Genomic DNA, 19,225 nt, shown 5'->3' on the forward strand with positions numbered 1-19,225 from the left:
CCGCCTCGTCGGTTTCCTTGCATCCATGTCGCCCGAGTCTTCAGTCACGGGTAAGTACGTTATACAGTAGCGGAAATACAACAGGCAGATAAGGGTTTGCATTATGTCCGAGCCGTGGCACAGCCTACCGAAACCGCTGGCGGATGATGTCGCCGGGTGTTGGGAATCGGTGTTTCCCGAGGGGGTTCCGGCCTGGTTAACGTCATCAGAGGGTATGGATGCTGCGGCGGTGGCCACTGCAATCTCCCGCAGCCTGTTCCTGCGCCAGACTCTGGAGCGCCATCCCGGGCAAATTCAGGCCTTGATGGCCTCCCGTTCGCTGACGGAGCCCACCACTCCCGAATACCTCGAAAATCGTTGGCAGGACTATCTTTCTGAGGTCGATAGCGAGTCGGCACTGCATTCGGCTCTCAGGCAATTCCGCATGGAGTCCCAGTTCCGGATTATCTGGCGGGATCTGATGCGGTGGGCCGACCTGGCTGAAACAATGGCGGCCACCAGCGCGTTTGCTGATATCTGCATCGATGGAGCGCTCAGCTGGTTGTACCGGGATGCCTGCGAACAGTACGGCACGCCCCGCGGTGCTGATCCGGTTACCGGTCAGGAAGCAGACCAGAAAATGGTGGTCCTGGGCATGGGCAAACTGGGTGGTCGGGAGTTGAATGTGTCCTCGGATATCGACCTGATCTTTGCCTTTCCGAGCAAAGGGGAAACTGTTGGCGGGAGGCGCTCGCTGGATAATCAGCAGTTTTTCGTCCGCCTGGGGCAGCGTCTGATTCAGGCTCTGGATCAGATAACCGCGGACGGTTTCGTTTTTCGGGTGGACATGCGCCTCAGGCCTTATGGTCAGAGCGGTGCACTGGCGCTGAGTTTTGCCGCTCTGGAGACCTATTACCAGGATCAGGGGCGCGACTGGGAGCGCTACGCCATGGTCAAGGCACGGGTGGTGGCCGGCGATCAGAAGGCGGGGAAGGTGCTCATGGAAAGCCTTCGCCCCTTTGTCTATCGCAAGTACATCGATTTCAGCGCCTTTGAGTCCCTGCGCAGTATGAAAGCCATGATCGGCCGGGAGGTGCGCCGAAAGGGACTCGAAACCAACATCAAGTTGGGCAGCGGAGGCATCCGCGAGATCGAGTTCGTGGTCCAGGCGTTTCAGCTCATTCGCGGTGGTCGGGACAGGGAGCTTCAGCAGCGGGAACTGCTGGTGATTCTGAAGGAGCTTGAGGAATTGGAGCTCTTGCCTTCATCGGTGGTTCATGAGCTGCGCGACGCCTATGTGTTCCTGCGAAACCTGGAACATGCGCTTCAGGGTATGGAGGATAAGCAAACCCAGCTACTTCCGGAAGATGAGCTATCCCAAGTTCGGGTAGCTACGATCATGGGTTTCGAGACCTGGCAGGCTTGTGAGCAAAGCCTCAGCCAGCACAGGGAGCGGGTGGCCAATCATTTCGCCAATATCATCGCCACCGAGGATGAGGAGAATGAAGACCAGGAGTCGCTTGAAGAAGGCTGGTTTGAACTCTGGCTCGCCGAAATGGAAGAGGGCGCTGCTGCCGACTGGCTGAAATCCCGAGGGTATGAAGACCCCGAGAATACGCTGGCCGAGCTGGCCGAGCTGCGTGACAACCGGACCGTACAAAATCTTCAGACTCAGGGACGAAGGCGGCTCAACCAGTTCATGCCGATGCTACTGGAAGCGCTCACCCAGGTGGATAACCCTTCCGAGACGCTGTCGAGAGTGTTGCAGCTGGTAGAAGCCATTCTGCGGCGCACCGCCTACATGGTGTTGCTGCTGGAAAACCCGGGTGCCTGTACCCAGCTGGTCCGGTTGTGCAGTGAGAGCCCCTGGATTGCCCGGCAACTGGCAGAAACTCCGCTGCTGCTGGATGAGCTTCTGAACGCAGAGAGCCTCTACAGTCCGCCCGCAAAAGCAGAATTACAGGATGATTTGCGCCAGCAAATGCTGCGGATTCCGTTTGAGGATCTGGAAGAGCAGATGGAGTCCCTGCGCCATTTCAAGAAAGCCCACATCCTGCGGGTGGCGGCGTCTGAACTGAAAGGCACATTACCGTTGATGAAGGTCAGTGACTACCTGACCTGGATCGCCGAGGTTGTTCTGGACCACGTAGTGGACGTGGCCTTCGCCAACCTGGTCAGCCGTCATGGCTATCCTCGACGGCAGGATGGTTCTGCCTGTGAGACGGATTTCGCGATTATTGGCTATGGCAAGCTGGGCGGGATCGAGCTTGGCTACACCTCCGATCTCGATCTGGTGTTTGTGCACAAAGCCGATCCGGAGTTGGCTACCGATGGCGAAAAGCCCATTGATAATGCGGTTTTCTATACCCGGTTGGGGCAACGGATTGTCCACATCCTCAATACCCAGACCCCGTCAGGACAACTCTACGAAGTGGATATGCGCCTGCGGCCCTCCGGCAACTCGGGCCTGCTGGTCAGCACATTGCAGGCCTTCGAAAAATATCAGCGTGAAGATGCCTGGACGTGGGAACACCAGGCCCTGGCCCGTGCCCGGGGCGTTGCCGGATGCAGTGAGACTCTCGAAGCCTTCGAATCGATACGCCATGACATCCTTTGCCAGTCCCGTGACCGTGAAAAGCTTCGCAAAGAAGTGGTCGACATGCGGGAGAAAATGCGCGCCAGCCTCGCCACGCCGGAAAGCCGGCAAGCCGAAGTGTTCCACATAAAGCATGATACCGGTGGCATCGTGGATATCGAGTTTCTGGTGCAGTACCTGATGTTGGCCTGGTGCGCCGAACACCCGGAGCTTACCCAGTGGTCCGACAATATTCGCCAGATGGAAGAGTTGGGGCGTGCCGGTGTGATGGCTGTGGAAGATGCCGAAAAACTCAGGGAAACCTTCATTGCCCTTCGCTCCACCATTCACCGCCGGGCGCTTCAGAACCTTAATAGCCAGGTGGACGGCGATGCCTTCACAGAGGAGCGTGACTACATCCGCGCCATGTGGAAAAAAGTGATGCTTGATACCTGAGGCAAATTCAATTCCGGCAGATTTTCCTGCTAGAATGCCGGTTCCCCCGAAAAACGCTTTTTTAGGAGCAATGAAGAATGTCGATGGCTGATCGCGATGGCGTTATCTGGATGGATGGTGAGATGGTTCCCTGGCGGGATGCCAAGACCCACGTCCTGACTCACACTCTGCATTACGGCCTGGGCTGTTTTGAAGGTGTGCGGGCCTACAATACCGCGAATGGCCCGGCTATCTTCCGCCTGAAAGAGCACACTGATCGACTGTTCCGTTCGGCCCACATCCTGAACATGAAAATGCCGTTCAGCAAGGACGAGATCAATGAGGCCCAGCGTGCGGCAGTTCGCGAGAACAACCTCGACGAAGCCTATCTCCGCCCGATGGCGTTTCTGGGTTCCGAGGGCATGGGGCTGAGGGCCGATAATCTCAAGGTTCACGTCATGGTTGCGGCCTGGAGCTGGCCCTCTTACATGTCCCCGGAAGCGAAGGAGATGGGCATCAAGGTGCGCACGTCGTCCTATACGCGCCACCACGTGAACATTACCATGTGCAAGGCCAAAGCGAACGGCAACTATATCAATTCGATGCTGGCCCTGAACGAGGCTATCTCCGGCGGCGCCGAGGAAGCTCTGCTGCTCGACAACGAAGGCTACGTTGCCGAGGGTTCCGGAGAAAACATCTTTATCATGCGTGACGGCGTTCTTCACACGCCTGAACTCACTTCCTGCCTGGAGGGTATTACCCGCGCCACGATCATGGATTTCGCCCGCGAGCTGAACATTCCGGTCAAGGAGCGCAGGATTACCCGTGATGAAGTCTACATCGCTGATGAAGCCTTCTTCACAGGCACAGCAGCCGAGGTTCTGCCGATCCGTGAGCTGGACGGCCGTGTAATCGGTGCCGGCAAGCGTGGTCCGGTGACCGAGAAGCTTCAAGGTATGTACTTTGATGCGGTCAAGGGCAAGCTGGCTGAGCACAGCGGCTGGCTGACTCACGTCAAAGGCTGATTCCAGAAAAAGTCGCAAGCCGCCGTTGACTGTTTCAGCCCGGCGGCTTTGTTATTTAACACACCCTGTTTACTGGCGGGACGAGCAAATGGCAGACGTTATCAAGGTACCGGTATCCTTCGGCGAGGTGCTGGACAAAATCACCATTCTCGAAATCAAGTCCGAGCGCATCAAAGATGAAGCAAAGGTCAGGAACGTTCGGCTTGAGCTTGATGAGCTGAGTGCTACCTGGGACGAGGCGTTAAAGGACAAGGCTGCTGAAATTGCCGATCTTCGCAAGCAACTGAAAGCGGTAAACGAAGAGCTGTGGGTGATTGAAGACGACATTCGTGATCAGGAAGCCGCCCAGGACTTTGGTCCGAGATTCATCGAGCTGGCTCGCGCCGTTTACGTCACCAACGACAAGCGCGCGGCCATCAAGAAAGAGGTTAACCTGGCCCTCGGGTCGCGTTTCGTGGAAGAAAAGTCCTACCAGGACTACACCGCCAGAAAGTGAAAGTTGGGGTCAGATGAACACTTTCATCTGACCCCGTTTTCAGTTTTGGCCAGCAGGTAGGTCGGATTAGCAAAGCGTAATCCGACAAAGCTCTCAAACGGCGCCGGGGTCAGTCAGACTTTGGCGCCGTTTGTGTGTCTGGCGCCGGGTGAGCTTCAATCCACCGATCCAGCATATCCGTTGCATCCGCCACCGTGATCAGCTCCATCGCTCCCTCGAACTCTGCTTTCGCACCCCACCGTGCCTGTTCCACTGTTTTGCCAGTGAATTTCTCCAGAGCCTCCGGATACCGGTTTACGCACCAATCCAGAGAATTGTAGGGCCCGGAGCGGTAGGGATTGCTCGCAGCAAACAACCCAAGCACATCGGTGCCAACCGCACTGGCGATATGGGCCGGCCCGGTATCGGGGGTCACCACCAGATCAGCATGGCTCATCAACGCTGTCAGCTGTTTCAGCGTGTCCTTGCCGCAGATATTGTGGGCTTTTTCTTTCATTGCCGTTTCGATGGCGGCGCAATACTCGGCCTCGAAGGGCGCGGGGCTGCCCACCAGAATCACCTTCATTCCGTGCTTCCGTACCGCATGATCAGCCAGTTGGGCGTAGCGCTCGGCAGGCCAGTTACGCAGGGTATGACTGGCGCACGGGCTGATTACCAGGTTTCTGCGATCAGTTGCCAGTTGCTCCCTGGCGAAATGATGGTCCGAGTCACTCACCGGAATCTGCCAGCGCGGCGGTGCGGCCTCAAGCCCAAGAGGCTCCAGGAAGCTGGCGAGGCAGTCGCGAACATGCTGTTGGGGTGCCGGTTTGATTCGGCGGTTGATAAACAGGCTGTGAAGATCCTTGCTGCGGGCCTTGTCATAGCCAATCCTGGTGCGGGCAGGAATGCAGGCGGCAGCAAGGTTGGCTCGAAACGCCACCTGCATATGAAGCAGTGCGTCGAACTTGCGGCCCTGCATGTGTCTGCGAAGCTCGGCGTAGCCTTTGCGGCCGGCTTTTTTGTCGAAAACAATGAATTCAACGCCGGGCAAGTCGCCAACCAGCTTTGCTTCGATCTTGCCGATGACCCAGGTGATCTTCACGCCGGGAAGCTGCTCCTGAAGGCTCAGAACGACAGGTATCACGTGGGTCACGTCGCCGATGGCGGACAGGCGAAGAATGCAGATGGAGTTCATCAAATATTGATCCGGTTCAGGTTGTGGCCTGGGGCTGTGGAGCTTTGTCGGCAATCATTGGTAAACTGGCCGCCATTCTAACGTACTCGCGCGCGTCCGTCCCGGCGTGAGCGGGTAAGGCGTGCCTTCTTTCAATTTCGGTGACCGGGGACCCAGCATGGTGGAGTCTGAAATCTGTATCCGGGAAAGGGCTTCGGCAATGCTGATTCACCCGGATTACGAGGGCAGGGTTACCGAAGATTGGTTCAATGCCGATTCCTGGGGTGATCAGGCCAGACCGGTAAGCAGCGGCGGTCGTGGCGGTGCCTGGTTTTTAAAGGCCGGAGACGACCGATTGGTGCTTCGGGAATATCGCCGAGGCGGGTTGATGGCGAAATTTGCGCGATACGCCTATGCCTTTACTCGCGAGGCGGATGTGCGATCCTTTGCAGAATTCCGTTTGCTGAACACCCTGGTCAGCCAGGGGCTTCCCGTGCCCCGGCCGGTTGCAGCCTGGTACCGGAAACTGTCACCGATTCAGTATCGCGCGGCCATCATCATTGAGCGGTTGGAGAACACGTCACCGCTGGCTGACCTTATTTCCGAGTTGGACGGTGAGGCCTGGGCTTCCATCGGAGAAACCATTCGTCGATTTCACGACGCCGGCGTCATGCATGCAGACCTGAACTGTTTCAACGTGCTGGTTCGAGGCAAAGAATACTTTCTGATTGATTTCGACAAGAGCACGCTGATTACAGGCAGTGCCCCGGCGCGCTGGAAAGAGGCCAATCTTCATCGCTTCTCTCGGTCGCTAGTGAAGGTGGCCGGGGAGGACGCCCGTGCGAAGGTCTGGAATTTTTTTATGAACGGATATAACAGGGGAATGGCCACTTGACCCATCCACAACAGGGCGGATCGCTTCCGTCGATACTTTGTCTTACGGATGCCTGTGATCGTCCGGAGACTGAACTTTTTATCGGACTCAGAAAGGCCGGATTCGACGTCGACGTCATGTGCAACCCCAAGGGCAGGAATTATCAGCGTCTCGTCGACGAGGGCATGGTTGCCTGTCCCATGGCCCTGAAGAACCGCTTTGACAAAGAGGGCACTGAGGCCATCCGCCAACAACTGGCGAAGAAAAAATACGATGTCATTCACGCTTATAATCCCCGAGCGCTGGCCTGCGGGCTGCGCGCTTCCCGGGGCACAGATATCAAGATCGTCGCCTATCGTGGTGTGATCGGTAACATCAGCTTTCTCAATCCGGAGTCCTGGATTACCTTTCTGCATCCACGCGTCAGCAAGATTGTCTGTGTTGCCGATGCCATCAAGAATTACCTCGCGAGCCTTCGGTTCCTGTGGATGCACATCCCTGAAAGAAAGCTTCAACGAATCTACAAGGGGCATGACCTGAACTGGTATCAATCGCCCAAGGCTGATCTGACCCAGTTTGGCGTTCCTGAAGACGCCTTTGTGGTGTGCTGCACCGGACGCAACAGTCCTCGAAAAGGCTTCGACGACCTCATAGAGGCTATGGATAGGCTGCCAGAAAATGTGAATGCACATTTGTTGCTGGTCGGGGATGTCATTGAAAACGATGAGATTCAGGCGCTGGCTGCTGCCACGTCTCACCCCGAACGCATTCACTTCACGGGGTTCCGTACCGATGCGCCGGCCATTGCCGCAGCCAGTGATGTGTTTGTGCTTCCTTCGAAAGAAAGGGAGGGGCTGCCTCGAGCGGTTATCGAGGCTATGGTCTATGGTGTTGCACCGGTGGTAACCAATGTCGGTGGCATGCCAGAGCTGGTGGAAGATGGTGTCAGTGGGGTGGTAGTCCCGCCGGAAAATGCGCCTGAATTGTCAGCGGCCATCGAGCGGCTATACCGCGACAGGGAACTGGCGGCCTCCCTCGGGCAAGCTGCGAGGCAAAGGATAGCCCGGGATTTCCACACCTCACAGACCGTCAGGGAGACGGGTGAGCTTTACACAGCACTCACGGGCAGGGCCTGAATGCGGCGGTATCTGTTTTTTGTCAATCAGCCCTATTCCTATTCAATCCTGCGCCCCCTGCAGGAGGAGATATGGCGCCGGGGCGATGAAGCGGCCTGGTTCATTGCGGGATGCTCAACGGCGCCACTTCGACCCGACGAGCGCCGCCTTGGCAGCGTCAAAGAGGTTATGGAGTACAACGCCGATGCGACCTTTGTGCCCGGGGACTGGGTGCCCTATTTTTTCCCCGGAATCAAGGTCGAGGTATTTCATGGCATGGCTCGCAACAAGCGTGGCCATAGCAGCGAGGATGAAAGTGATCATTACCGCATTCGCGGATGGTTTGATCTCTACTGTACGCATGCCGTGAAAGACACGGAAAAATTCCGTGAGCTGGCGGCCCAATACCAGCATTTCGGGGTTTCCCATACCGGCTGGCCCAAACTGGATCCGCTGTTGTCGCAGCCCGAGGAGGGTAAGAGAAACCGCTCGGAAAACGAGTTACCGGTTGTATTCTACGCATCAACGTTCAGCCGATCCGTTACTTCCGCTCCGGATCTGGTGGCGAAAATCGGCGAGCTGTCCAGGAATGGTCGCTGGAAGTTCATTGTAACTCTGCATCCCAAAATGGATCCCGTGGTAGTGGATCAGTATCGCAAGCTGAGCGGCGAGAACCTTCGCTTTGTCGAAAGCGATGAGGATTTGCTGCCCCTACTTCCTGAGGCGGATGTGATGCTTTGCGATACTTCGTCCATCATGTTCGAGTTCATGTTCCTTGATCGCCCGGTGGTTACCTTCAGGACTAAAATGCCGGGTCCTTATCTGATCGACGTCCACGAAGTGGAGAGTGTTGAGTCAGCGCTGGAAGAGGCTGTGCAGTATCCCGATACCCTGATGAAAGAAACACGAGCCCTTTGCGACCAGCTGCACAGCTTCAGGGATGGTCGCTCGAGCGGGCGGGTTCTGGATGCGGTTGAGGATTTCCTGATCAACAAGCGCAGCGAACTCAAACGCAAGCCGATGAACCTGTTGCGCAAACTGAAAGTCAGGCGCCGCTTGCGTAAGGAACTTGCACGCATGGCACCGGAAAGCTCAGGATAGATGCTTCGATGATCCAGATCGGGAAACGAATGATTTGAGCAGCGCCGCCATTCCTGTCAATGTCTTTGTTGCGAGCACTCCCCTGCAACTGATCAGTTGCTCCGAGGCTCGCCACCATTATGGCTGCAGCGCCGAAACGACACTTCTTGTCATTGCCCGACCTGATAACCGGGAAACGGAGGAGCAGATTGAATTCCTTGCCGAAGCACTTGGCTGGCAGGGCATCGAAACCATCTATCTGAAAAAGAGCTCCTTCTATCTTCGTCTGGGAGCGGTCGCCAAGAGCCTTTCGAGACGAAAAATTGAAAGGTTGTTTATCGGAAACAAGTCCAGTTGGATCCATGAAGTGTTTTACCGGGGATTCGATAGCGAACAGCTCATCTTTGTGGATGACGGCCTGGCGACAGTGACCTACTACCATGCCATCCACGAAGAGGGTATCGCCTCCCGTATTTCAGTAGCAAAAAAACGGCTTCTGAGAACCATGGGAATCCGGATTCATCGGGTTGTTCCCGATGTGATCGCTTTCTTCACGTTCTTTCCGTTGCAGAGTTCCGAGCTGGTTCAGGTGCGGGTTCATGATTTCCCGGTATTTCGCAGAACCTTCAAAACATCCGCCCGTGACAGCAGTCAGACGCCCATGGTCGGGTTTCTTGGCCAGCCCTTTGGTGGTGAGGACCGGCTTCAGCAACTGAAATTGCAAATTCAGCATGTGGTGGAGCGCCACCCCGATAGCCGTGTCGTGTACTTCATGCACCGGAAGGAGAGCAGGGAAGAGCTGGAGAAGCTGCTGGCGGAATTTCCGCTCGAGATTCGACAGGCGGGTCGTCCCATAGAGGTAGAGGTAGCTCTGTCCGGAGAATCGTATCTGGCTTTCTACAGCTTTGCTTCAACCGCTCTGTTCACTCTGAAAAAGATTTTCCCGGAAATCCGGGTTTTCCAGATTGATGATGCCGCACTTGGTGCGCGGCTACCCTACTATGACGAAATAAGGAGTATGTTCAGGAGCGTCGGCGTGGAAACAACGCTCCTTCGGGGGTCACGACTTTTCGAAGCGGGCCGGTCTGTCCAGAGTCCATAATCCGGCATACTTGTTGAAGGTTACCTGCGCATAGGTAACCGCCGTCAGATAACCAACAGCGCCGTCCAGGAAGCCGAAACGGATGAAGTACACCTGCACGAACGTCATCAGCCCCCGCAGCGTGGGGTAGATCATGGTGCGGGTCTTCTTGCCTTTGCGGTGCTTCTCCAGAGAACCAAGCCAGGCGTATTTCGCGCTTTTTTCCAGAGAGTGGCCGAAATCCCGGTGTGTGTAGTGCGTCAGGCGGCCTCTGAGGGTCTTGATCCTGCGGCCGGATGGAATCAGTATCCGCTCGTGTACCAGGGCGTCTGAAAAGCTTACGCCTTCCCGACGGAACAGTCGGAGAGGTGCCCGGCCGCTACGCCCGAAATCCAGGCGGCTGCCATAAATCGTTACCGCCCAGGGAAGCTTGTAGGCGTCCGCGTCAGGGTCTGCCAGGTGATCGTTGATCTCTCTTGCCAGCTCTGGTGTGACGCGCTCATCGGCATCCAGTGACAGCACCCACTCACCGGTCGCTTTCTCAAGTGCGCGTTGCTTCTGGATGCCAAAACCCGGCCAGTCGGTGACTTCAACGACATCGGCCAACTCTCTGGCCAGTTCCACAGTCCGGTCAGTACTGCCGCTATCCAGGACGATGATTTCGTCTGCCACCAGCCTCGCTGACTTAAGGCAGTCGGTAATATGGTCTTCTTCGTTTTTCGTGATAATGGTCGCTGAGACCTTCCGGGCCCTGTTTCGAACGTAAGAGGCGCTTAAGTCTGTGAACATCGAGGAGGCGATCGATGCAACTGCCAGAAGGTAGAAGGTAAGGAACAGGGTCCGATTGAAAGTGGCCTCTGTAAGGCCAAAGAAAAAGTAGCCGATGGAGATCATACAGCCAGCCGCCGCAAGGTGGGCCGTTGCGGCGTGGCGGCTGGACAGGTTTCTGGCAAAGATGGCCAGCGGAATGAAAATCAACAGGGCCCAGCTGAGAATACCGGGAATACCGCTGGTGGCAGCATTATTGAGCAGGTCGTTATGGGCATGTCCCGTACAGCAGTCCAGGAAGTGTTCTGGCAGATTTCCAGCTGCAACCTCCGATTCTATGCGGTGGGTGTAGCCACCGAGGCCAGCGCCGGTCCAGGGGTTGTCGCTGAGCATATTCCAGGCTTGCCCCCAGACTTCCAGGCGTATTTCCATGCCTGAATCCAGGTGGCCATCATGGAGCAAACCATTGAGCGAACTGGACATGCGGTCGCTGGTGATAATCGCGCCGGCGACGAGCAGTGGCACAACAATCAATCCGGCAATTCGAAGCCTTTTGCTGAGCAGCGGTACGAGCACGACCAGAAGAAATGGCAGAGCAACCAGGTTGCTGCGGGTTTCAGACAGCATGGAAATCAGGACTGCAGACGTTCCACCGGTGAGAAACAGTATTGCCAGGCCCACCCGTTTGTCCCGGATAAAAAACATGGCAGCGATGATCGTTAGCATGCCGCCCAGGAGAGCGAGATTGCCAAAGCTGATGGGATTGATCCCGCCACCGAAACGGGAATTCAGCACCTGATCAAGTGCGCCCTGGCGGGCAGCAACGGTCACGAGAAAAACTCCGATGACGGAAACGGCCATCAGTCCGACGGCTGTAAAGGTGGTTCGGGCGCCGATCCGGGCATAGCTAATGGCAACAATGAGTGGCCAGAACAGGATAAACCGGGCGTGCGTGCCAAATGTTTTGCCGCCCTCATAATCAAAGCCTTCCAGGGCCCAGGACAGAAAGCTCACCAGAACGAAGAACCAGAAGGAAAAGTGCAGCAGCCTGAGCTCTTTGGGCTTGTCCCAGCCGGCTTTATACAAAGATTTGCGGGCACTGAGCACCATTCCGGCAATGGCAAGCAAGAGGGTCGCGCCTGCCAGGATGCTTGAGGACAGGAGCGCGCCGCCGAGCCCGATGATCAGCAGTGCATGAAAGGCGAGTCTGGGGTTCAACATACTCGGTCCGGATTATAGGGGTTGATTTCGCCGGGCGGCCGATGGCGCATACGCTTGTATTCCCACTGATACTGCTCGGGGATCTCTCGCACGCATTGCTCGATGGCGTGATTCATGGCCGTGGTTGCGGCCACAGGGTCCTTGTCGCCGAGGCCCGGGCCGGTCTCGCGTACAACGATCCGGAACCCGGAAGCGTCGGGCAGACGCTCGGCATAAGTAATCAGCACGTTGGCGCCAGTGCGCTGGATCAGCTTGGAAACCAGGGTCATGGTTTTCACTTCCATGCCAAAGAAAGGCGCAAAGGCGTTGCCTTTACCCCGGGGTGACTGATCCGGCAGAATCCCGGCAACGCCGCCTTCCCGGAGAATCGAGGCAAGTCGGGCCAGGCCGCGTCGGTCGCCCCGGACCAGCTCAGAGCCGAGCCGCCCGCGTACCTTGATCATGTAGTCTTCGAATTCGGGCATATTCGGCGGGCTGTAAAGGGCTGCCATCTTGTAGCGCGATGAGAAGAACAACCCGGCCAGCTCCCAGTTACCCAGGTGCGGTGCGAGGAGGATCAGCCCCTGGTCTCCGGCCATGGCCCTGTCGATCAGTTCAAGCCCCTCGGTTTCCCGGATCAGGCCAAGGCATTTCTCCACCGGCCACTCCCACATCAGCGGAACCTCAAGCATGGTCATGCCGGTCTGGGCCAGAGACCTCTTTGACATAACCGCACGTTCGGTGTCTGAAAGCTCGGGGAGGCAGATGGACAGGTTAGTATCGGTAACCTTTCGCGATTTGGTAGGCAGACGCCACACCAGATAGCCCACGAAACGACCCACCCGCTGGGCGCCGGCAAGGGATAACCAGCCGGCAATCCTGAGCAGCCCGGCAATGACGAAATATTTGAGCTTGCTCATTTCCGGCCGTACCGATCCTCATAACGGACAATGTCGTCCTCACCCAGGTAAGAGCCTGACTGGACTTCGATCAGTTCCAGGTCGATGACCCCCGGATTCTCCAGCGAGTGCACCTGGCCAATCGGAATGTAGGTGGACTGGTTCTCGGTGACCAGATAGGTTTTCTCGCCGTTGGTGACCCGGGCGGTGCCACTGACCACGATCCAGTGCTCGGCGCGATGATGGTGCATCTGCACAGAGAGCTTGGCGCCGGGTTTTACCGTGATGCGTTTGACCTGGTAGCGGGCGCCGTTGTCGATGGAATCGTACACACCCCAGGGCCGGTAGACTTCCCGATGGTTCATGTGTTCGTGGCGGCCATCGATCTTGATTCGCTCCACCACGGTTTTGACGTCCTGAACGCTGTCTTTATGGGCAACCAGCACAGCATCCTTGGTTTCGATAACCACCAGGTTGTCCACGCCAACCGTTGCTACTAGTCGGCTATCGGCACGGACCAGCGTGTTGGCGGTATTGTGGGTAATCACGTCGCCGGTCAGGCTGTTGCCATCCGCGTCCTTGTCGCTGACTTCCCAGAGCGCGGACCAGGAGCCGATGTCGCTCCAGCCGGCATCCAGGGAAACCACGGCAGCCTTGTCGGTTTTCTCCATAACGGCGTAGTCCACCGAGTCCGAGGGGCACTCCGCAAATCGTTCGGCATTTATTCGGGTAAAGTGCAGGTCATCGGCGGTATCTGCGATGGCAGCGCGGCACGCAGCCAGGATATCCGGGCGATGGGTTTCCAGCTCCTCGAGGTATTGGCGGGCACCAAACAGGAACATCCCGCTGTTCCAGAGGTACTCGCCGGAATCCAGGTAGCCATTGGCGGTCGCCTGGTCCGGTTTTTCGACAAACTTGTCCACCAGGTAGCTGTCCGGCCCCAGTTCGGTGCCACGGTGGATGTAGCCGTAGCCGGTTTCAGGATGGTTCGGGACAATACCGAAGGTGACCAGCTTCCCTTCCCGCGCCAGGGGAATAGCTTTCTTCACCCCTTCCTGAAAGGCCGTGACGTCCTTGATCAGGTGGTCGGCTGCCAAAACCAGCATCAGGGGATCATCGGCACCGTTCTCTGCAGCCTCGGTCAGCTGTAGCGCTGCCAATGCAATGGCCGGCGCCGTATTCCGGCCACAGGGCTCCAGAATGATCCGGGTATCCTCGTGGCCGGATTGCCGCATTTGTTCCGCAGCCAGGAACCGGTGTTCCTCGTTGCAGATCAGAAGAGGGTTTGCTGCGTCCATGCCCTCAAGCCGCGCAACGGTGGCCTGCAACATCGACGGGGGGCCGTTGGTCAGTTTCAGGAACTGCTTCGGATTCAGCTGGCGCGACATCGGCCAAAGGCGTGAGCCGGTACCGCCAGCCATAATGACGGGGTGAATCATCTGTACACTCCGGGCTTGAGTTAAAGAATGCCAAGAAAAACATCAATATCAGGCGCGTCATCTTATCATAAGGCAACCATGATATTGTTCTGACCAGTCCGTAAACTGATTGTCCCGATACCAGGAATTGTGATGAAGCTACCGTTGTCCGTTTATTACATCACCCAAGACGAAGAACTGCGACTGCCAGAGTCCCTGGCGAAGGTTTCGGGTTGGGTCGATGAGATTATCGTAGTTGATTCCGGGAGCACTGACCGAACCCGAGATATTGCGGAAGCGGCGGGCGCCCGGTTTGTTCATAACGACTGGCAGGGATTTGCTTGTCAGAAGGCCTTCGCCGCAAGCCTGTGCTGCAATGACTGGGTTCTGGATCTGGATGCGGATGAGGTGTTGTCGGACGAGCTTGTGGCCAATATCAAGGCCCTGTTTTCAAAGCCGGTCGACCCGGATATTGCGGGTTTTCGAATGCGCTGGGTGCTGTCCCAGCCAAATCCCCGGCATCCGTTCCGTCATGATAAATCGAAGAAAATCCTGAGACTCTACAATCGGAAAAAGGCGGTGATTGAGGCTGAAAAAGACAGCAACAATGACCGACCCCAGGTGAAAACAGGCCGGGTCCTGGATCTCAAGGGCGACGTGTTACATCGCACGCTGATTTCCCTGGAGCAGATGGAGCGCAAGTACTGCCAGTTGTCTTCGGAGCAGGCCCGCTTTATTGCCGCAAAGGGGCGACGAATCTCCAGTGCCCGTCTGTTTGCCGAGTTTCCCCTGAAGTTCCTGAAGTATTACCTGCTGCACCGACAGATTCTGAACGGCTGGTTTGGCCTTAGCGTTGCCATTACTGCGGCCAACCGTAACTTTATGCGGCTGGCGAAGGCTCGCGAGATACAGATGCTGTCTGAGTTTGAGGAGGAAAGTACCCGGTAGGAATCAGTGTGCCCAGATTATTTTCCAGTGGCCCGGCGTTCAGTAATGGCTTTTCGATAAAGGGCCTCTGTTTGTTCAGCCATGGCTTTCACTGTGAGGGTTTCACGTGCAAACGCCATAGCGGACCGCTGGCTCTGTTTCAACGCTTCCAGATTGGCGAGCGCCCGGGCCATGAGATCGGTAAGGTCTCGGTCGTTGTGTCCGGCGCTGAGAGAGGAAGGTGGGAGAAGGTCGCGAGGCCCGGACACCGGAGTGGAGACAACCGGGCAACCATAGATGAGCGACTCCGCCAGCACATAGGGAAAACCTTCCCGCTCGGAGCTGATCACTGTAAGTTCGGCTTTGCAGTAAACCGGTGCCAGGTTCCGGCTGAACCCTGCCAGGGTGACCAATTCTCCGAGACCTGATTGTTGAATTAGACGCGCCAGCTGTTCCCGCTGGCTTCCTTCGCCGAATATGGTCAGGTGGCAGTTGTCGGCAGAGGGGCCAAGTATGGCCCAGGCCCTGATCAGCGCATCAAAACCTTTTACGGGTTCCAGGCGCCCCACGGCGATCACATTGGTGACACCTGCCGGAAGGTTGGGGCCATCGTCCGCTGTATTCTGTTGGCGTTCTGAGTCGACACCATTGTAGATCAGGTGTGTATGGGGGTGTCGCAGAGATCCCAGGATCCGTGGGCTTACTGCAACGATCTCGTCGAGGCGATCAAATGCCTTGTGGCTGGACTTGGTGCCGTGCACTGTGCCGATGCGCACACGGGCAAGCTTTCCGGTTTTACCAGCCAGTTGCGCTGCCTTATTGCCCTGGGCGTGCAGGATATCGGGCGATAATTGGCGAAGTCGCCGGCGGAGAGCCAGTTGGAGCCAGAGGTTCCGTCGCCCGAGTTGAACCGGCAGTGGATGAAACTGGACACCGGCTGGGAAGTGATCACGGTAGGTTTTGTGTCCAAGCACATGGACGCTATGCCCGCGTTCCGCCAGCGCACCCGCCAGATCCGCGGTGTGCTGTTCCATGCCGCCCCATGTGGTTCCGGGTGTGGCGACAAGAAGGGCAATGGTTAATTGGCGGGGGGGAGTCATGATTGGTCGGCTGCGTTTTTCAGCACGTTCTCATAAACCCGCAAGGTTGCCTCGGTTTGCGCTTCCAGTCGGAATCGATAGGGGATCTCGATGCTCGGCGGTTTGGCATCGAGTAGCCTGGAAACGGCGTGGGCAAATTCCTCCACGTTATCCGGTGTCACCAGTCCATCCCTGAAACAGGCCTGCAGGGTTTCCGCCGCCCCGCCGCGATTATAGGCCAAGACCGGTGTTCCGGAGGCCAGGGCTTCGGTCACCGTTCGGCCAAAGGGTTCCGGTTTGGTGCTCATATGGCAGACCACATCGGCGAGCAGATATAGCGTGGTCATGTCATTGCGCTGGCCAAGAAAGCTGACCTTGTCGGTCAAATCCAGGCGTGCCCGCTCCTTTTCCAGTTCGTCGAGGAAATGCTCTTTGCCGGGTTCTGCACCACCGACAATGATGCCATGGCAATCAGGCCGATTCCGCACCAGCTTCGCGATCATGGCCAGGAAATCCAGTTGGCCTTTCCAACGGGAAATTCGCCCGGGCATCATGATGATTTTCTTTCCGGCAAGCTGTGGGTATTGACGGAACCAGCGGTCCAGCCATTGTTGGCTGAGTTCACGTTGGTGGAAGGCATCCACATCGACACCACGCTGGATGACGGTCAGCTTTTCCTCGGGTACCGGGTAGTTGCTCATCACGTAGTCCCGCACACACTGGGACACGGCAATGATGTGATCGGCGCGGGTCATGATGGCGCTGTAGGGTGTTACCGAATACATGCCGTGGAATGTGGACACAACCGCCGGGCGTTCCCGCTTCGGGATGCTTTTCAGGGCCAGGAAGATAATCCAGGCGGGCATGCGCGAGCGGACATGAACGATGTCCGGCCTCAGTTCAAGGAGCAGCTTTCGCATTGGCAGGATTTGCCCGAAGGACGCCGGATTTTTCCGGTGAATCGGCATGAAAATATGCTTTGAACCCTGTCCCCGCAGTTGTTCCGCCATGGGGCCGCCCTTGGAGACGACAAAGGATTCGTGGCCGCGTTTGACGAGGTCTGCAGCGAACTCTACGGTGCCTCTCTCTACACCGCCGCTGTACAGCGCTGGAAGTGCCTGAAGAATTCTCAAGGCTGGGCCCCCTTGGGCAGGCGTTGATTGGTTTTGTGGCTCTTTGGCAATAATTCGTTTTCGATGACCCATAGTGCTGCGCGATTGGCTTCCCAGAGCGACTGGGCGTGGTCGGCCCTGCCGGCCATGACGCTGGCGTGGTCCGTCCACTTGGCAACATAGCCGTCCCGGACCAACCGTTCCACTCCGTCCACGACCCGGCTGCCGGGTCTCGCCGCCAACTCGAAAAGGCCCGTTGGCACCCCGGAGGTTGCCGCCTCGCAAACCATGGACATGCTGTCGGGGGTCACCCAGACCGCCCGTGAGGCGGAAAGTTGATGGCTCAGCCAATCCTCGTGGGTCTGCTGGGGGTGAACAACGGTGATCCGCAGTCCGGCCATGTCGTCGAGGCGGTCCTGCAGGGGTTCCGGTGTTCGCCGTGAGGTGCTGATGGTCCAGCGCCAGTCAGGGTACTGACCGATCAAGTGGGATATCTGGCCCAGGACGACATCGTCGTCCCAGTCGAAGTGCGGCGAAGGCCCGCCTATGAGTAATAGCGCTTCCCGTTTCTCGGTGATTCTGGCCAGGGGTGTGATGGTGTTCAAAACGCCCTCGGTTAACAGAACCCGCGGGCCTGGCTTTACGCGATCATGGGCTGGAATCAGGGCACCGCTGACCAGAGACAGCGGAAACGCGGGCTTCATGATGACCAGCGTTCGGGTCCCGCGACGTTTTCGCAGCGCAAGCAGTAATCGATGCGTGCCGGACCCTGCCGCGACGACAAGATCGGGGCGAGGCAGTGACGCCTCCATACGTGGCGAAGAGGCCAGCAATGCCCGCCACAGAGGTACCTTTATGGGGGAAGCATCGATCCAGTAGGTGCTTGCCCCGGCCAGAACGCGAAGCCGGTTGCCAAGTCCCTTCAGCTGATTCCGGTGCCCCGGCTTATTGTCGGTCAGGAGCCACACCACCGGAGTGGATGCATCCTGCGTTCTGGGCTCGGGTTTGGCCATGGTGTTCCGGCATGTATTGCCGGCCTCCGTGTTGCCTGAGTTCGTTATTACCGGCGTTTGTAGAATCCCGGATCGTTCTCATCAGGGCGGGTCTTGAAGCGCCGGTGCATCCACAGATATTGATCCGGGGCGCGCCGCACTTCCCGCTCGATAGTCTGGTTGATCAATGTTGCATCCTGAAGATCGTCCCCGCTGGGAAAGGTCTCAAGGGCAGGATGGAAGTAGATGTCGTAGCCCGGACCATCGTCACGTCGGAAATGACTGAACGGGACGACCTTGCAGCCGCTGCGCTCCGCGATCCTGGACGTAGCGGTAATCGTCCCCGCCGGTATTCCGAAGAAGGGCGCAAAGACAATATCCTTGCGGCCGTAATCCTGATCGGTGGCATACCAGACGGCCCGGTTTTTCTTAAGGCTGCGAAACAGGCCCCGGAGATCCTTGGCGCCGAGCACGGTGCCATACCGGCGTTCACGGGCTCTCGTCATCACGGCGTTCATCAAAGGGTTGTTATGGTCCCGCTGCATCACGTCTGCTTCAATGAACTCGGTTACCAGGCTCCCGCCCAGATCCAGAGTGCTGTAATGGCCGCCCAGTAATAAAACGCCTTTACCCTGTGCCAGAGCATGCTCGAAATGCTCAAGGCCATGGACCTGTGTGATGCCTGTCAGTTTGGCTGGATCGCGAAACCAGGCGATGCCAATTTCCAGCAAACCAATACCATTGGCAATAAACGCTTTCCGAACCAGCGCAGATTGCTGAGCGGCCGTGAGTTCCGGGAAGCACAGCCGAATGTTCACCTCGGCGATGTGCCGACGTTCCCGGGCAAGGCGGAACGCCAGAAGTCCCGCCAGCTTGCCCAGCCACCACTGAACGCGTATTGGCAGCCGGGACACACACCACATCAGAAAGATTCCCAGCCAGGTGGGCCACCATCGGGGATGGCGGTAGGCCGAGTAATCCGTGTTTCGCGGTAGTTTGCGGTATTTCGTTTTCACG

The 19,225-nt window shown here is 57.3% G+C and carries 16 protein-coding genes; 8 read left to right on the forward strand and 8 right to left on the reverse strand.

Translation table 11 applies throughout. The features are described from left to right. Window positions 1-103: 103 nt before the first annotated feature. The 3 genes from glnE (at window position 104) to KEHDKFFH_RS13675 (ending at window position 4,510) form a co-directional block, all read left to right on the forward strand. Window positions 104-3,010, forward strand: a complete 2,907-nt coding sequence (gene glnE / locus KEHDKFFH_RS13665) for a bifunctional [glutamate--ammonia ligase]-adenylyl-L-tyrosine phosphorylase/[glutamate--ammonia-ligase] adenylyltransferase (protein ID WP_104322407.1) — start codon at window positions 104-106, stop codon at window positions 3,008-3,010. 77 nt (window positions 3,011-3,087) lie between these two features. Next, window positions 3,088-4,014, forward strand: a complete 927-nt coding sequence (locus KEHDKFFH_RS13670; protein ID WP_104322408.1) for a branched-chain amino acid transaminase — start codon at window positions 3,088-3,090, stop codon at window positions 4,012-4,014. 88 nt (window positions 4,015-4,102) lie between these two features. Beyond that, on the forward strand, window positions 4,103-4,510 hold the full coding sequence (locus KEHDKFFH_RS13675) for a DUF6165 family protein (RefSeq protein ID WP_104322409.1): 408 nt from the start codon (window positions 4,103-4,105) through the stop codon (window positions 4,508-4,510). Between the two features lie 109 nt (window positions 4,511-4,619). Here KEHDKFFH_RS13675 and KEHDKFFH_RS13680 read toward each other — a convergent pair whose 3' ends face one another. Next, a complete protein-coding gene (locus tag KEHDKFFH_RS13680; RefSeq protein ID WP_104322410.1) occupies window positions 4,620-5,684 on the reverse strand; it encodes a glycosyltransferase family 9 protein in 1,065 nt (354 codons plus the stop codon). Between the two features lie 157 nt (window positions 5,685-5,841). Between KEHDKFFH_RS13680 and KEHDKFFH_RS13685 the strand changes: the two genes are divergently transcribed. The 4 genes from KEHDKFFH_RS13685 to KEHDKFFH_RS13700 are packed head-to-tail and all read left to right on the forward strand — an operon-like array spanning window position 5,842 to window position 9,834. Continuing rightward, window positions 5,842-6,558 carry a 3-deoxy-D-manno-octulosonic acid kinase gene (locus tag KEHDKFFH_RS13685; protein WP_104322411.1) on the forward strand — a complete coding sequence of 239 codons (717 nt, stop codon included), beginning with the start codon at window positions 5,842-5,844 and terminating at the stop codon, window positions 6,556-6,558. Beyond that, window positions 6,555-7,673 (forward strand): glycosyltransferase, encoded by a 1,119-nt coding sequence (locus tag KEHDKFFH_RS13690; RefSeq protein WP_104322412.1) that lies wholly within the window; start codon window positions 6,555-6,557, stop codon window positions 7,671-7,673. Before KEHDKFFH_RS13685 ends, KEHDKFFH_RS13690 begins: the two co-directional genes overlap by 4 nt. Beyond that, window positions 7,674-8,753, forward strand: coding sequence for a CDP-glycerol glycerophosphotransferase family protein (locus tag KEHDKFFH_RS13695; RefSeq protein WP_104322413.1), 1,080 nt, complete (start codon window positions 7,674-7,676; stop codon window positions 8,751-8,753). 34 nt (window positions 8,754-8,787) lie between these two features. Beyond that, window positions 8,788-9,834, forward strand: a complete 1,047-nt coding sequence (locus KEHDKFFH_RS13700; RefSeq protein WP_104322414.1) for a polysialyltransferase family glycosyltransferase — start codon at window positions 8,788-8,790, stop codon at window positions 9,832-9,834. Here the strand turns inward: KEHDKFFH_RS13700 and KEHDKFFH_RS13705 are convergent. The 3 genes from KEHDKFFH_RS13705 to KEHDKFFH_RS13715 are packed head-to-tail and all read right to left on the reverse strand — an operon-like array spanning window position 9,793 to window position 14,119. Beyond that, window positions 9,793-11,802 (reverse strand): O-antigen ligase family protein, encoded by a 2,010-nt coding sequence (locus tag KEHDKFFH_RS13705; RefSeq protein WP_104322415.1) that lies wholly within the window; start codon window positions 11,800-11,802, stop codon window positions 9,793-9,795. The genes KEHDKFFH_RS13700 and KEHDKFFH_RS13705 overlap by 42 nt on opposite strands. Further along, entirely contained in the window at window positions 11,796-12,701 is a 906-nt protein-coding gene (locus tag KEHDKFFH_RS13710) for a lysophospholipid acyltransferase family protein (protein WP_104322416.1), read from the reverse strand. The genes KEHDKFFH_RS13705 and KEHDKFFH_RS13710 overlap by 7 nt, the downstream gene beginning before the upstream one ends. Further along, window positions 12,698-14,119, reverse strand: coding sequence for a mannose-1-phosphate guanylyltransferase/mannose-6-phosphate isomerase (locus tag KEHDKFFH_RS13715; protein ID WP_104322417.1), 1,422 nt, complete (start codon window positions 14,117-14,119; stop codon window positions 12,698-12,700). The genes KEHDKFFH_RS13710 and KEHDKFFH_RS13715 overlap by 4 nt, the downstream gene beginning before the upstream one ends. Before the next feature lie 132 nt (window positions 14,120-14,251). Between KEHDKFFH_RS13715 and KEHDKFFH_RS13720 the strand changes: the two genes are divergently transcribed. Beyond that, window positions 14,252-15,046: a glycosyltransferase family 2 protein gene (locus tag KEHDKFFH_RS13720; RefSeq protein ID WP_104322418.1), complete on the forward strand. Its 795-nt coding sequence runs from the start codon at window positions 14,252-14,254 to the stop codon at window positions 15,044-15,046. Window positions 15,047-15,063: 17 nt separating this feature from the next. On the opposite strand, the gene KEHDKFFH_RS13725 is transcribed toward KEHDKFFH_RS13720, so the two are convergent. From KEHDKFFH_RS13725 to lpxL, 4 genes are read right to left on the reverse strand one after another with little or no spacing between them, the layout of a single operon-like run. Next, complete coding sequence (locus KEHDKFFH_RS13725) at window positions 15,064-16,125, reverse strand: glycosyltransferase (protein ID WP_104322419.1); 1,062 nt, start codon at window positions 16,123-16,125, stop codon at window positions 15,064-15,066. Further along, window positions 16,122-17,237, reverse strand: a complete 1,116-nt coding sequence (locus tag KEHDKFFH_RS13730) for a glycosyltransferase family 4 protein (RefSeq protein ID WP_104322420.1) — start codon at window positions 17,235-17,237, stop codon at window positions 16,122-16,124. Before KEHDKFFH_RS13730 ends, KEHDKFFH_RS13725 begins: the two co-directional genes overlap by 4 nt. Then, window positions 17,234-18,229, reverse strand: coding sequence for a mitochondrial fission ELM1 family protein (locus tag KEHDKFFH_RS13735; protein WP_104322421.1), 996 nt, complete (start codon window positions 18,227-18,229; stop codon window positions 17,234-17,236). Before KEHDKFFH_RS13735 ends, KEHDKFFH_RS13730 begins: the two co-directional genes overlap by 4 nt. 47 nt (window positions 18,230-18,276) lie before the next feature. Continuing rightward, complete coding sequence (gene lpxL / locus KEHDKFFH_RS13740; protein ID WP_104322422.1) at window positions 18,277-19,224, reverse strand: LpxL/LpxP family Kdo(2)-lipid IV(A) lauroyl/palmitoleoyl acyltransferase; 948 nt, start codon at window positions 19,222-19,224, stop codon at window positions 18,277-18,279. Between the last annotated feature and the right edge of the window lies 1 nt (window position 19,225).

It is taken from the genome of Marinobacter maroccanus, assembly GCF_002933275.1.
Taxonomy (GTDB): Bacteria; Pseudomonadota; Gammaproteobacteria; order Pseudomonadales; family Oleiphilaceae; genus Marinobacter; species Marinobacter maroccanus.